This is a genomic window from Paenibacillus dendrobii, assembly GCF_009807035.1.
In the GTDB taxonomy this organism is placed as follows: Bacteria; Bacillota; Bacilli; order Paenibacillales; family Paenibacillaceae; genus Paenibacillus_AQ; species Paenibacillus_AQ dendrobii.
Map to the genome: position 1 here is coordinate 392,635 of NZ_WUBI01000002.1, position 14,301 is coordinate 406,935.

The 14,301-nt window shown below is 48.5% G+C and carries 15 protein-coding genes; 2 read left to right on the forward strand and 13 right to left on the reverse strand.

Translation table 11 applies throughout. The features are described 5' to 3' along the window. Nucleotides 1-70: 70 nt before the first annotated feature. A complete protein-coding gene (locus tag GRF59_RS15795) occupies nt 71-958 on the forward strand; it encodes a hypothetical protein (protein ID WP_160498673.1) in 888 nt (295 codons plus the stop codon). A 63-nt stretch (nt 959-1,021) separates the two neighbouring features. Here the strand turns inward: GRF59_RS15795 and GRF59_RS15800 are convergent, their stop codons facing one another. From GRF59_RS15800 to GRF59_RS15850, 11 genes are all read right to left on the reverse strand, one after another. Further along, complete coding sequence (locus GRF59_RS15800; protein ID WP_341480078.1) at nt 1,022-2,050, reverse strand: SepM family pheromone-processing serine protease; 1,029 nt, start codon at nt 2,048-2,050, stop codon at nt 1,022-1,024. Nucleotides 2,051-2,097: 47 nt separating this feature from the next. Next, nucleotides 2,098-2,574 (reverse strand): translation initiation factor IF-3, encoded by a 477-nt coding sequence (infC, locus tag GRF59_RS15805; protein WP_160498674.1) that lies wholly within the window; start codon nt 2,572-2,574, stop codon nt 2,098-2,100. Between the two features lie 114 nt (nt 2,575-2,688). Next, on the reverse strand, nt 2,689-3,060 hold the full coding sequence (gene nirD, locus GRF59_RS15810; protein ID WP_160498675.1) for a nitrite reductase small subunit NirD: 372 nt from the start codon (nt 3,058-3,060) through the stop codon (nt 2,689-2,691). A 51-nt stretch (nt 3,061-3,111) separates the two neighbouring features. Continuing rightward, the gene (gene nirB, locus GRF59_RS15815; RefSeq protein ID WP_160498676.1) at nt 3,112-5,538 is read right to left on the reverse strand and encodes a nitrite reductase large subunit NirB; all 2,427 of its coding nucleotides are present in this window, start codon (nt 5,536-5,538) and stop codon (nt 3,112-3,114) included. A gap of 229 nt (nt 5,539-5,767) precedes the next feature. Continuing rightward, on the reverse strand, nt 5,768-6,448 hold the full coding sequence (locus tag GRF59_RS15820; RefSeq protein WP_160498677.1) for a hypothetical protein: 681 nt from the start codon (nt 6,446-6,448) through the stop codon (nt 5,768-5,770). 250 nt (nt 6,449-6,698) lie between these two features. After that, nucleotides 6,699-7,415, reverse strand: a complete 717-nt coding sequence (locus GRF59_RS15825; protein WP_237391852.1) for a hypothetical protein — start codon at nt 7,413-7,415, stop codon at nt 6,699-6,701. A 223-nt stretch (nt 7,416-7,638) separates the two neighbouring features. After that, nucleotides 7,639-7,962 carry a winged helix-turn-helix transcriptional regulator gene (locus GRF59_RS15830; RefSeq protein ID WP_160498679.1) on the reverse strand — a complete coding sequence of 108 codons (324 nt, stop codon included), beginning with the start codon at nt 7,960-7,962 and terminating at the stop codon, nt 7,639-7,641. A gap of 186 nt (nt 7,963-8,148) precedes the next feature. Further along, nucleotides 8,149-8,880, reverse strand: coding sequence for a ThuA domain-containing protein (locus GRF59_RS15835; protein ID WP_160498680.1), 732 nt, complete (start codon nt 8,878-8,880; stop codon nt 8,149-8,151). A gap of 12 nt (nt 8,881-8,892) precedes the next feature. Further along, nucleotides 8,893-9,861: a sugar phosphate isomerase/epimerase family protein gene (locus GRF59_RS15840; RefSeq protein WP_160498681.1), complete on the reverse strand. Its 969-nt coding sequence runs from the start codon at nt 9,859-9,861 to the stop codon at nt 8,893-8,895. 140 nt (nt 9,862-10,001) lie between these two features. Next, nucleotides 10,002-11,093, reverse strand: a complete 1,092-nt coding sequence (locus GRF59_RS15845; protein WP_160498682.1) for a Gfo/Idh/MocA family protein — start codon at nt 11,091-11,093, stop codon at nt 10,002-10,004. Then, a complete protein-coding gene (locus GRF59_RS15850; protein WP_160498683.1) occupies nt 11,086-11,853 on the reverse strand; it encodes a sugar phosphate isomerase/epimerase family protein in 768 nt (255 codons plus the stop codon). Before GRF59_RS15850 ends, GRF59_RS15845 begins: the two co-directional genes overlap by 8 nt. 470 nt (nt 11,854-12,323) lie before the next feature. On the opposite strand from GRF59_RS15850, the gene GRF59_RS15855 reads away from it, so the two are divergent. Next, nucleotides 12,324-13,142: an AraC family transcriptional regulator gene (locus GRF59_RS15855; RefSeq protein ID WP_160498684.1), complete on the forward strand. Its 819-nt coding sequence runs from the start codon at nt 12,324-12,326 to the stop codon at nt 13,140-13,142. Between the two features lie 145 nt (nt 13,143-13,287). On the opposite strand, the gene GRF59_RS15860 is transcribed toward GRF59_RS15855, so the two are convergent. Continuing rightward, complete coding sequence (locus GRF59_RS15860; protein WP_160498685.1) at nt 13,288-13,887, reverse strand: short chain dehydrogenase; 600 nt, start codon at nt 13,885-13,887, stop codon at nt 13,288-13,290. A gap of 89 nt (nt 13,888-13,976) precedes the next feature. Next, the gene (locus tag GRF59_RS15865; protein ID WP_160498686.1) at nt 13,977-14,288 is read right to left on the reverse strand and encodes a hypothetical protein; all 312 of its coding nucleotides are present in this window, start codon (nt 14,286-14,288) and stop codon (nt 13,977-13,979) included. Between the last annotated feature and the right edge of the window lie 13 nt (nt 14,289-14,301).

Genomic DNA, 14,301 nt, shown 5'->3' on the forward strand with positions numbered 1-14,301 from the left:
CTACTGTCTCCCATGAAAAAGGGCACAATGAATCATACACCTGTACAGGTCATTTAAGGAGTGTAAGCATATGGCAGCAACTTGTATTAAACGTTTTTCTTTGTTCATCGTATTTTTAAGTGTTATGTTATCCGGAACCAATCTCCTCTCCCCTAACGTGGCAAAGGCCCAAGGATATTATCAAAAGGCTACATGGCTATGGAATACCGAACGAATCCGCACCAATCCGCAAGAAATCCTGTCCTTTCTAAGTCAAAATAAAGTTAACCTTGTTTATCTGCAGATTAATATCGATATTCCGGTCTCTTACTATAAAAGCTTCATCAAAGCATCCGGCGCGCTCGGCATTCGTGTACAGGCGCTCGATGGCGCACCTCAATGGGGTCTGGAATCCGAGCGATATCGAATCACCAACTTCTTGAGCTGGGTACAGGCTTATCAAAATGAAGCGGCAGCGGCGGAGAAATTCTGCGGCATTCATGTCGATGTTGAGCCTCATGTGCTAACCCAGTGGAAGACCAGCCAGGCCGAAGTGGTCCGCCAATGGCAGAACAATGTCCTGTATATGGAATCCGAAGCCGAAAAGCTAAAGCTTCCGCTCTCAGCGGACATCCCGTTTTGGCTCGGCAATTACACGGCAGCAGACGGAAAAACGTCGCTCAGCCGCTTTATGATCAGTCATTATGATTCCGTAACCATCATGTCTTACCGGGATTCGGCTACAGCAATCAACAGCATCGCAACGAAAGAGCTTGAGGACGCTACCGCGCTTGGCAAGCAGGCATTCGCTGCGGTTGAAACCAAGCCGAGCAACGAAGGTGATTTCATCACGTTTTATGCCAAGGGCGCAGACTATATGAATGAGCAGCTGGTGCAGCTTCACGAGCTGGCTAAAGTGAATCCGTCTTATGCAGGCATCGCCATCCATGATTTTGACGGCTGGAAGGATTTGAAGTAAAAAAACGGTGCCCCTCGGGTCTTCTAGACTTGAGGGGTACCGTTTTGTATTTGGACATACGCATTATTTCGGTTGCAATTGATTCAAAAAATCCAACGCTTCCTGAATAGTATGGACGGGTATGATCTTGATCTTATAATTCCTTTTCTTCGCCTCGTCCAGAATATCTTTCGCATTGCTGTCACCTGGCTGGACATCGGCCGGGCAAAAAAATATGTCTACCTTGCCTTCATGAGCCGCAACGATTTTATCGCGGATACCACCGATCTGGCCGACATTCCCCTCCTGATCCATCGTTCCCGTTCCCGCAATCTGGTATCCCTTGGTCAAATCCTCCGGCAGTACCTGATTCAATATTTCCAGCGAAAACATCAACCCTGCGGAAGGGCCGCCAATACCACTTGTATCAATTTTGATCTTTCGCGGCGGGTGGATGACGTATTCGTCTTCCGGCTGTATGCCAAGCCCCACCTTCCCTTGATCGTTGATGACCGTCAGTTCAAACGTGTGCTGCTGTTTTTTTCCTTCATGCAAAAATATCATATCAACGGTATCTCCAGCCCTTTTGGCGCTCAAATAGGCGATCACATCGGATGATTTCTGCATTTGCTGCCCATCGATTTCGGTAATAACATCCCCGACGGCAATTTCCCCTTTGGCCTTGGACATTGGCAGGACATTCGTAACGAAGACTCCCTTGTTCTGTACAGGAACAACCTCGCCTGCGGCCCGAAGGCCCGCCACAACCGCATTTTGCTGGGACGTGGTCATCATATGCCTCAACAGAAAATCATACTCATCAGCGCTCAGATTGCCGCTCACGCTTTCTTGTTTGCGGATCTGCGTATTCGGCGCGAGCCAGCCGTAGATCAGATAATATAAATGCGAGGTTTTAATGGTAGTCACGGTGGTTAAATAAAAATTCCCTTTTTCCGATTTATTCCCATTCTCAACGGTTATGACCGGTGACAGAGGTTCAACGTCACCCGGCTGATACAAATAATAGGGCACCGGGATCATCAGGATCACCAGCAGGATTACCATGATTCCCAGGCTCCATATTAGCTTTTTCGATTTTTTTGTTACGCTCACGATTGCACAGCTCCTTCCTGCTTATGATAGCTCGAGCTGCATAGATCTTATTTTCCGGGATTGACCTGCACCGCAGCCTGTTTGCCGCTGAGCTGAATTCCTGTAACCTTGCTTCCCGCATGGTTCAAATCTTTGACGAGTCGCTCCAAAAGCTCCTTAGCCATGGCACCCTCTTTGCCTTTGATGCGAACCACAAGAAGAACGGCATCGCCGGATTGCAGTATCTTCTCAGCCTGCCGCTGCTTGGTGTCATAATCATGATCCTCGATCTGCGGAGTCAGCCGGATTTCTTTAATTTTCATTTGCCGCTCGGAGGCTTTGGCTTGCTGTTTTTCCTTTTTGGCATCTCCCGCTCCTATCAGCTTGCATGGCGGAGGGCTGCTCATCAGAGACGTGCATACCAGGTCAACCTTTAATTTCCGGGCCATTGCGAGAGCCTCGGAAGTCGGCATTATGCCGAGATCTTCACCATTTAATCCGGTTAGTTCTACTTCTGATGCTTTGATTTTCTCATTCATGATCATTTTCATACACTCCTGTCTACCCATATTTTACAACGCGCAAATGGACATGAACATACCATATTCCATCGAAACACAAAAAGAGCTTGCATCCGGTATGACGGATGCAAGCTCTTACTAATGATGGCCGCAGGTGCACTTGCCATCGCATGAGTGTTCTGGTGACTTGCTCAAGGTAATGCTGACCGTTCCTTCCTGGACCCGTATCTGATGCGTTCGAACTTCACCATGATCGGGCGCTTGCACGAGTCCATCCCTCAGATCAATTTTCCAGTCATAAAGAGGGTCATAAACAAAATGCCCGGAAACCATGCCTTCCGCTAAAGGCCCCCCTTTGGGATGTGGACTGCGGTTGTCCAGCGCGTACAACTCTCCGCTGCTGGTACAAAACACTGCGATCTCAAGCCCCTGAATATGAACTACCCGGCCCATCTGCGCTGTATAATCTTCCAATTTTCCTGCCGGAAAATAATTAAGCGTATCGTTCATGCTATCACGTCCTCCTTTGCATGTGACTGCAGGATTCGGAATCCTTGAGATTTACCCTTTCACCCCTTCGTACAGCAGCCGGCGGGTGTCATCTTGAGTCAATACCTTGTGCCATGGTTCTTCGACCTGTTGAAGGGCAAATTCAACGCGTTCAAGAAGCTGTTGCCGCTGCCCATCATCCTCCAATACCGCGGCACGAATCGATTCAAGTCCCATCCGTTCCACCCACTCCGAGGTTCTTTCCAGATAGTTACCGGTTTCACGGTATAATTGAATAACGGCTCCGCAAATATCCACCAATTCGTGATCATTCCTCACTTTGCAGAACGAATCAGCAATTCGGGGCTTAATGCCTCCATTACCACCAATAAATATCTCCCAGCCGCCGTCATTGCCAACAATGCCAATATCCTTCGTACAGGATTCCGCACAGTTGCGCGGGCACCCGTTCACCGCCAGTTTGAATTTCGCAGGGAAATCCAAACGTTCAAACTTCCGTTCCAGCAGTGCGCCCATCGTCATCGAATCCTGGGTCCCGAATCGGCAGAATTGGGATCCTACACATGTTTTCACTGTTCGGAGCGACTTGGCATAGGCATACCCCGAAGGCATGTCAAGCTCTTCCCATACGCTTGGGAGGTCTTCTTTTTTGACGCCAATCAAGTCCAGCCGTTGTCCGCCCGTGACTTTGACCACCTTCACATCATACTTCAGTGAGACATCTGCAATGCGTTTTAAAACCTCGGGGGTCGTCACCCCTCCGTACATCCGAGGTACGACGGTATAGGTGCCATCCTTTTGAATGTTGGCATGCAGACGTTCATTCACGAAGCGCGAAGCTCTTTCATCCTCATGCTCGGCCGGATAGACCATGCCCAGATAATAATTCAGTGCAGGACGGCATTTCGAACAACCTTCAGGCTGGCTCCATTCCAGAACGTTCATGACTTCCCGGATCGTTTTCAGGCCTTTACCGCGGATTTCAGCAACGATTTGATCACGGCTGAGCTTGGTGCACCCGCATATTCCCTGCTTGCTATCCGATTGAAAACCATCTCCCAGCACGTATTGAAGGATCTGTTCTACCACGGGCTTGCAGCCGCCGCACGAACGAGTCGCGCCTGTGCAAGCTTTAATCTCGTCTACGGTTGTCAGTCCCTGCTCCGTGACGGCTTCTACGATCATTTGCTTGGTAACCCCGTTACAGCCGCATACGATCTCTTCGTCCGCCATCGTCTCGATTGAGAGCGTTTTTTGGGCACTTCCGTTTCCGCAGCAGCCTCCCCCCATGATGTCGTTATAGATTTCATCTGTCATGACGGCATGATCCTTGACCAGCTTTTGCAATGGCGCGGCTTCCGTAACATCGCCAAATAGCACGGCACCCGTAATTTTTCCATCCTGCAGCAGAATTTTCTTATATGTGTGCTTCCAGTCGTTTTGCGCTGCAATAACGGTGTGCGAGGGTCCTTCCATGAAATCACCGGCTGAGAATACATCCACACCGGATATTTTTAGCTTAGTCGATACTACAGATCCCTCATAAGGAAGTGTTGGTACACCGCATATATGCTTGGCCAGCACATTCCCTTGTTCAAACAATGGAGCAACGAGACCATAACATACGCCGCGATGTTCATTACATTCGCCTACCGCATACACATGATGCATGGATGTCCGCATATAATCATCTACGATGATGCCTCTTTTCACAGCGATGCCGCTGGCCTTGGCTACACTTGTATTCGGCTTGATCCCTGCCGCCATGACGACAAAATCGCATGCCAGCACGGTATCGTCACTAAAACGCAACCCTTCCACGCGATTGCCGCCCAGCAGCTCCGTCGTTTTCTTGCCCATCGCAAACCGAATTCCCTGATGCTCCAGTTCAGTCTTCAACATTGCCGCCGCCTGATGATCGAGCTGTCGCTCCATGAGATCCTCCATCAGATGGACAACCGTGACTTCCATGCCGAGGCTGGCCAGTCCTTTGGCCGCTTCCAGACCCAGAAGCCCTCCGCCAATGACAGCGGCATGCCGGTAATCGCGGGCTGCCTCAATCATGCGATTGCAGTCTTCAATATTGCGAAAGCCCACCACTCCCTTCTTATCGCAGCCGGGAATCGGCAACATCAAGGGACTCGAGCCAGTAGCAATAATAACTTTGTCATACGGTACGGATGCCCCATCCTCGGTTATAACCTGTCGTGTCGTGCTGTCTATCCTTGCTACGGTCGTGCCTGTGTATAGTTTAATGCCATGCTCTTCATACCAGCTCATATCATTCAAAATAATATCTTCTATGGTCTTGGTGCCCTCCAGCACGTAGGAAAGCATAATCCGGTTGTAATTGGGATGCGGCTCATTTCCGAACACGGTAATGTCATAGGAGCCGCTAAGTTTTAGAATCTGCTCCACTGTGCTCATGCCGGCCATCCCGTTACCGATGACAATTAATTTCTCTCTGCCTGCTTTCATATGAAGGCCTCCTTCCAAGGTTGAATATGCGTTGCACCTTTGCGGTGCGCATTCCTTCCAACCTTTTCGTTTGGATAACTTCATTATATCGGATGGTTAAAATTTGAAATGTGATTTGGTTCACATTAATTGTGAATTATTTCACTTAAATGTTCATAAATATCTGCATTCATTTCCGGCCTTTTTCATTCCTGACGATGCTTATATGTCATTTTGAAGGTTGTGAAATTTAGGATCTCTCCAATTTGATTTCAATCTCGTCGGCAGGCGCAAGCCTCATGTCCATACCATTCTCGCCCAGCTCTTTGCCGTTTACTTTAATAACCCACTTCTCGATGGACTTGGGGCTATACCCCTTGACAGAATCGATGAAGCGTTTGTTCATGGTCAGTTCGATGAAATCCATACTCTGCAGTATAGCGCGTACGCTCTCATTTTCTGAGAACGGCAGAATATATGTATGCGTCAGCCCCGGCTCAATCGTTCCGCCGTTCAGCTTGAGTACGGTATACTCGGGTTCCAGATCCGCCTTTTCCGGCTTTTTCTGCCCGGTCGGCTCTATCGATATACCGATTTCATCGTTTTCCTTGAGAACGGTATCCAGCTTGTCCTTTCCAAGCTTTTTATTGTTAAGCTCAAGCCCCCATGAAAATGCGGAGGAAAGCGACACCTGACTGATCGATTGAATCGCGCCGTTTTCGGCAAAAGTCACAATTCCGCTTTTTTTCAAACCTTCACGGATTGTCTCGCCCTGCTGCAAATATTTCTCAAGATCACGGATAATATCCGGTGAGAAAAAATCATCTTTTTCAGAAATCATAATGGAAGAAACATCGCCCGAATTTACCTGGGCCAAAGCTTCTTTGGATTTATCGCCGTTGCAGCCCGCCAGTAAGAACGAAACTGCCATCATCAAAATGACTAGTTTTTTTAATCCTTTCTCCACCCTAACACCACCTTCAGTTATTCATTTCCCGCCGATGCCCGGTATAAAAACGTTTACGATATCTAATGCGATACTGACAGACGGACTTTAGCTGAAGTTTCTCAATACATTCTGAAAGTTTTCAAAAAAAATAGAGCTCTCAACCTGAGATCTCTATTTTACCATAGCCGCAGCAGGTTTTTCGACAGACATGAACGAGTTTTGACGAAAAATCTCAATTAATGAGTGCCTGCATGAATGTTCGGCTGCCGTCCGTATTTTTAAGATAAGGTCCCAATCCCAAAAAATGGCTCTGGTCCACGTACACTCCCGTCATCCAGGTACCTTCCAGCACCTCATCATCCATATGAATTAGAAGAGGAGGAGCAGATATAAATTCTTGAAAAACGGGAATGCGCATTTCGTGCCTCTTAAAGGGTTTACCGGACTGCTGAAAAGGGAGTGGGCTAACATAGGTAGGAACGAAGTAGGTGGAGATGACCGCCATCTCTTCTTCATCATAAAAAGGGGCATCACCCAGGAACGGGTGGAACAAGGAAATTTCTTCGAACTGTGACCAGATCAAAACCTGCAGGAGCATGCTTTGAAACCTGCCATTATGAAATATATATTCCCGTTTGTCGGGCTCTTCCTTCGCGCGTGCTGGATTAAGGCTTTCCACGTAATGGCGTTCACAGCCAATACATTTCCACCCGGATGGACTTTGAATCCATTTCTGAAAAACCGGACTGCTGTATTCCCCGCCTCCAGAAAGCGACTCCTGAGCAGGCCTCTGGACATTCCAAAGCTTCCACATCGACTCTGGCAAATTGCGCACTAGCATTGCTATCGCTTTATCATAGATATTACGAACTTTGATAGAAGCGCTTTCAAGTTCATTGACGTCCTCTTTGCCATATCTGATTTCTTGGGAAAGTACCCTTTTTCTCATTGTCATCCGCCTCCTTAAGCGCCGAAAAGGCAGTTTTTTACCAATTATACTACAGAACCTGTAGTAAAGTGCAAGTCTTTGCCTATAATTAGCAAAAACATCCAGCGCATCGATGATCTCAAGGCACATCTCTTCCGACTGAATCCGCATAAAAAAACCTTAAACAAAAACCTTCCTTGGAGTTCAAGGAAGGTCTTTCGATACAGCTGGTTTTTTCAGTTGACTATTCGAGTTCAACCCAATCTTCCGCCCAGTTTTGAACCTGATCCATAACAGGCTGCAGCGCTTTGCCTTTTTCCGTCAATTCGTATTCAATTCGGACCGGTGTTTCAGGATACACATGGCGTACCAGAATACCCTCGGTCTCCAAATCCTTCATACGCTCGGACAGCATCTTGTCGCTCATGGAAGGAATGATATGGGATATATCCTTGAACCTTTTCGGTCCGTTCATCAACGAGTAAATAATTAATCCGTTCCAACGTTTACCCAGAACGGAAAAAGCAGTCTCAAACCGCGGACACATACCGAAATCTCGACTGTTCATGATCTTTCACCTCTTTACAGGATCCATGTAAACAGTTACGTCTCATGAAAGCTTACATTAAGTTAGTTTGTTTCATTTTAACACATTTCAATGCAAAAGAAAACTCATCTACGGAATGATACGCCTAAATGGGAAAAAGCGGCAGTGTTTGCTGCCGCCTTTTATATTCTGATGTCAGTGCGCCAATTATACCGAAGGCACCCCGCCCAAAGCTCTTACAGGCTCCATGTTGCCAAACTGCAGCGCATTTCCGGTAGCCGGGCACGCCCATGTAACGCCATTGGCAATGACCTTGAGAATTTCAGGCTGGTAGTAGGTTGGGTATGTCTCGTGTCCGGGGCGGAAATAGAAGATCTTTCCACGTCCCCGGCGGAACGTACAGCCGCTTCTGAAGACTTCTCCGCCTTCAAAATTGCTAATGAAGACCAGCTCATCCGGCGTTGGAATATCGAAGTATTCTCCATACATCTCTTCATGGTCCAGAATGATCTTCGTATCGATCCCTTCGGCGATCGGATGCGATGGATTCACGTTCCACAGAATCTCTTGCTCTCCTGCTTCACGCCATTTCAGATCGCAAGATGTACCCATCAATGCTTTAAACGGTTTGGAAAAATGTCCGGAATGCAGGACGATGAGCCCCATTCCTTCCTGTACGCGTTTGACGACCCGGGCCGTGATCTCGTCGCTGACGCGATCATGCGCCATATGTCCCCACCAGATCAGCACATCGGTCGTATTCAGCACATTTTCCGTCAGACCATGCTCCGGTTGATCCAGCGTTGCGGTCGTGATGGCGAATCCATTCACCTCAAGGCCTTCTGCCAGTGCCATATGAATGCCTTTCGGATAGACGGCCTTCACTTCATCATGGATATTCTCATGGACGAATTCATTCCAAATGGTTACGTTAATCAATTTCGCTTCCCCCTAGACCCACCACATGTCGCCAAGCGACTCTTCGATGAGTACCTGCTGTAAGTTAGACACGGCTTTCGAGAAGCCTTCTTCAATGGACATCAGACCGTCTTCATGCTCAATGCTAACCGCATAATCATAGCCTACCAGACGAAGCGCGCTGATGATATCAGCCCACGTCTTCACGTCATGACCATAGCCTACGCTGCGGAACTGCCATGCACGATCCAGCATGTTGGTGTATGGCTGCATATCTGTCAAACCGTAACGATTGACGTTAATCGGATCAATAACGGTATCCTTGGCGTGGAAATGGTGGATCGCGCCTGCGCGGCCCAGAATGTGAATCGCCTGAACCGGATCGATCCCTTGCCACCACATGTGGCTTGGGTCCAAATTAGCGCCGATAGCTTCCCCTGCAGCTTCCCGTAAACGAAGGAGCGTTGCCGGTGTATGCACCGAGAATCCGCCATGCAGTTCAAGTCCGATTTTCACATGATGATCCGCAGCAAATTTAGCCTGCTCCGTCCAGTAAGGAATCACTTTGTTTTCCCACTGCCAAGCCAAAATCTCCTGAAAGTCGTTTGGCCAAGGAGCTACAGGCCAGTTCGGATATTTCGCATTCTCATGATCGCCAGGGCAGCCGGAGAAAGTGTTAACCACTTCAACGCCGAGCTTTTCAGCAAGCTTCACTGTATTCACGAAATCCTCATGATCCGCCTGTGCCAAATGCTTCTGCGGATGGAGCGGGTTACCGTGACAGCTCAATGCGCTGATCATCAGGCCGCGGGATTCCACCGCATGTTTAAATTCTTTCAGTTTAGCATCATTTGCCAGAAGCTCCGCAGGGTTGCAATGAGCCTTGCCCGGATTGCCTCCCGTTCCGATCTCTACTGCCTTCAGTCCTTTGGAAGCGACATAATCGAGAGCATCCTCCAACTTGCGGTCACCAAACAATACCATAAATACGCCGAGTTTCATCAAAAAATCCTCCTTAATCTTGTTTCATCTGATTGGGATTCGTTCCCTGTGCAGGAACGCTTGAAGTCCGAATCCCCATACAACAGCAGCTGCATGGGGAATGATGGTGAATGATTCCTTATATCATGTATTCGGTAAGTTTACTCGAAATATACAGCCTTACCTGTTTTGGAGGACTCGTAAATGGCCTCCAGGATTTGCGTAACCACAAATGCCTGCTCCGGTTTGACTACAGGTTCTTTGTCTTCGAGGATCGCTTCAATCCATAATCTTTGCTCCAGATCCGCTTCGTTTTCGGCTGCGCCGGAATAAAAAGCAACGCCACCCGCATTGAGATCAACTTTGGTATCATACAGTCGGCTCAATTTCTCACCGTTAATGCGAAGTCCGTCTTTCATGTCCGCGCCGCCTTCCGTACCTGCGAGGATCGTCTTGGCTTCGCCGGTTTCCACGACGTTCAGCGCCCAGCTGGATTCAAGAATAATGGTAGCGCCATTTTCCATGGTGATGAAACCAAAAGCGGAATCTTCCACTTTGAACTGCTCCGGATCCCAAGGACCGAATGCATTGGCCGCGTTCTCGCGATGTCCAAGCTTGTGGAAAGTAGAGCCCAGCACGCTTTTCGGTTTGTAGTTATCCATTAGCCACAGCGTCAAATCAAGAGCATGCGTACCGATGTCGATCAACGGGCCTCCGCCTTGTTTTTCTTCATCCAAGAATACGCCCCATGTCGGAACCGCACGGCGGCGGATCGCCAATGCTTTACCCAGATAAATGTCGCCCAGTTCACCAGCTTCGCAAAGTTGCTTCAGGTACTGGCTGTCATTGCGATAGCGGTTCTGGTAACCAATGGTCAGCTTTTTGCCCGTACGTTTGGCGGCATCCAGCATTTCTTGCGCTTGAGCAGCGGTTTTAGCCATTGGCTTTTCACACATAACATGTTTGCCGGCTTCCAACGATGCCACGGAGATTTCCGAGTGAGAATCGTTCGGCGTGCATACATGGATAACGTCAATCGTTTCATCTTTTAGAAGCTCACGGAAATCCGTGTATACTTTAGCACCCTCGGTACCGAACTCTGCAGCGGCTTTTTCTGCGCGTTCCTGAATGATATCGCAGAATGCGACCATTTGGGCTTGCGGCTGCTTCGCCAGGCTTGGCATATGTTTGCCGTTTGCAATTCCTCCGCAGCCGATGATTGCCATTTTCAATGTTTGGTTCGAGTTAGACATGTACAGGTCCTCCGTTTTGAGCGTAATTTTTGATCCATTCCATACTTTTCGCAATGCTTTCAAGCGGCGGATTCTGGCAAAAATCCTGTTCGACCACGATCCACTCTACTCCCGCTTTGTCCGCTGCCTCAGCTACGGCCTTCAAATCGACCTCGCCTTGTCCTAATTCAACCGTCAGCGGCGAACCATCCTCTTGTCTGCGCACATCCTTCCAGTGAACAATCGGAAGGCGTCCGGCATAAGCCTCTATATATTCAGCAGGACTGTATCCTGCGAAATGTGCCCAGCAAGTGTCAAGTTCGACTTGGAGCAGATCGGCAGGCACGGCTTCATACATCGCGTCAAATACCGTTTTGTCGCCAATTTTCTCGGTGAATTCGAAATCGTGGTTGTGGTATAGCAGCGCAGCCTGCTGTTCTTTGCAGCGTTCGCCGAGCGAATTCAGATTCGCGAACACTTCGTCCCATTTGCGCTGGTCCTCGCCAAGATAAGGGACGATCAGATTAGAATTTCCAATTTCTTTATTGTAGGCAATTTCCTCATCAAGGGCATTCAGCATGCGCTCATACGACGTATGCGTACCAAGGGCAACCAGACCATATTGGTCCAGCAATGACTTGACTTCGGCTGCAGAACGTCCGAAGAAGGTATGAAATTCCACGCCTTGATACCCTAGTTCAGCTACCTTCTTCAACGTCCCCTCAAAATCCTGCTCCGCTTGTTCGCGAACCGTGTACAATTGCAAACCCAGTTTCAACATGTTTGCCTCACTCCTATTTTTGGTTGATTGAAGATCTATTAATGCAGTAGATATGTAGGGTTTTGACATCATCACAGAACCCTTGTATAGAATGGAGTATCCCGGGTTCTCCAGCAGCCCATTAACAGTGAATGCGTTTGCAACCCCAAATTCCTCCACCCGCGCCGGAGCATGTTCCTGCACCTTTTGCGCAAGCTACAGGCTACCATTTCCACGAATTCGTTTCTTTTTAGATGGCCCATATAAACACCACCGATATATCCACAACCGAGAATTCCAGCCTTCATGTTCTGATTCATGCAACCGCTCCATCATGATGTCGAAGGTGGAATCATCAATCTAGTACCCATGGTATTCCGAATTCATTTATATTAAAATGAAGAATATGATTAAAACATGAACAATCTGGTCATTATTTTTCTAAGAGCCGGATTTTGCTATTCATTCACCATGATATAAGGAGTCGTTTCATGTCCACGCAGGATTCAGTACATATTTATACAGCAGGATTCTCTTATCACCATAAACCCTTTTACATGACCGAAATGAACGGCGTCAAAAACTATCTGATGCGTCTGCAGACCGACGGGAGGTGCCGCGCCCGCGTCGGCGGCGAGATGGTTCGGATCGAGGCGGGAGATCTGCTCATCTTTTCACCGGACGAGCCTTATGAGCTCCGGATCGAGGAAGAGCTTAACGCCCAGAACGAGCTTTCGGTCGAAAGCGGCGATTATCATATTTTTTTTGGAGGAAGCTGGATTGATGAATGGTGGGCAGGGCAGAAACGTCCTACCCGGGTCAAGGTACCCTTGAACGAAACCATCCTTAGCCTATTCAGGCAAATTGTGCTGGAGCAGCGTAAAATGTCCAATCCCTTTCCGGAGATATCTGGTTATTATATGAGGATATTATGCCTGGAAACGGATCGCTTGCTGCGTGAGCATCCTTCTACGACACCCAAAACGTACTTGGCATACCAAATCAAGCATTACATCGAGGAGCACGCATCCGTTTCCTTTAAGCTGGAGGATGTGGCCGCCGATGTCGGAATCAGCGTATCCCGGGCCGTCCATCTTTTCAAGGAAGCGTTTGGTACCAGCATTATGCAGTACACGTTGGATGTCCGACTGGAAATGGCACGCGAACGGATTATTTTCAGCCCAATGTCGCTAGAAAATATCGCCGAGACTTCCGGCTTTGCCAACTATACCTATTTTCACCGCGTATTTCGTTCCCGTTTCGGCAAATCTCCCAAGGAATTCCGCATTGCTAACCGTGAGCAAATTTAACTTAGTTCCTTCAAATACCACGATGCCGGACTCAGACGAGTCCAGCCTCATTTGCTTTTTTGGCTACTACGTGCTGCCACTGTTTTTCCAATAAAAAAAGCAGTCCCCTGATGAACGGGGGACTGCTTTTTTGTTCCGGACTGATTTAATAGACCGTATAGGTTTGTCCAGTCTGCGCGCCTTCGACGCTTTTGCGGTAAGCCTTTGCCGCCTTCGCCGCAGGAACCGGCACAAAGCCCGGGAAAAAAGGGCCGTAGCTATCCATGGATTCCTCCAGAACGTTCGGACTTACGTTGTTGATCCGGATGCCGCGCGGCAGTTCGATAGCAGCAGCCTGGACAAACGCCCGGACCGCTCCCCCGGCCATTGCCGAAGATGCTCCGCCGATAATCGGATCATCCATAATGATGCCTGTGGTCAGTGTAAAGCTGCCACGGTCGTTGACATGCTCAAGTCCAAGCAGGACCAAATTGACTTGTCCCTTCAGCTTGCTTTGCACGGCAATCTCATTATTCTCCGGTGTCAGCTCCAGCAGCGGACCAAAATAGGCATCTCCGGCGGCACATATCACGGCATCGACTTTCCCGATTTTTTGATACATCGCCCGGATGCTGTCCGCCGAAGTGATATCAACCGTGACATCCCCGTTGCTCCGGCCTGCCGATATCACCTCATGATGTGCAGCAAGTTCATGTCGAACGGCGCTCCCGAGAGTACCGTTTGCACCTACAACAAGAATTTTCATTTGATGAATCCTCCTTAACTCGACCTACACGCATAATGAACTGTTCTTAGTATAGACAATGGAAAAGGATGAATCCTTTTTTTCTGATGTTATTTCTTTTCTCTCCTATTCGACATTGCCTCGGACACTACGAAAGCCAGATCCTCATTGCCAAAGAGGGATAACACGCCGAGAACCGTCTCATCCGGGATCGGACCTGCCTCTTCCTTGGGTACCGTAAGCTCCAGCACACGCTGAAGACGCTCATTGCTCTGCTGCTGCGGATAAGCCTGCATGTACAATTCCTCCGGATTCATCCCTTCATTGACACACCACTGGGCAAACACCAAGATCATCATATCCTCTTCCTGGCGGTAACTTTCCACGATACCTTCTTCGATTGTTTTATTATGTTCATCCATTGTTCATTTCCCC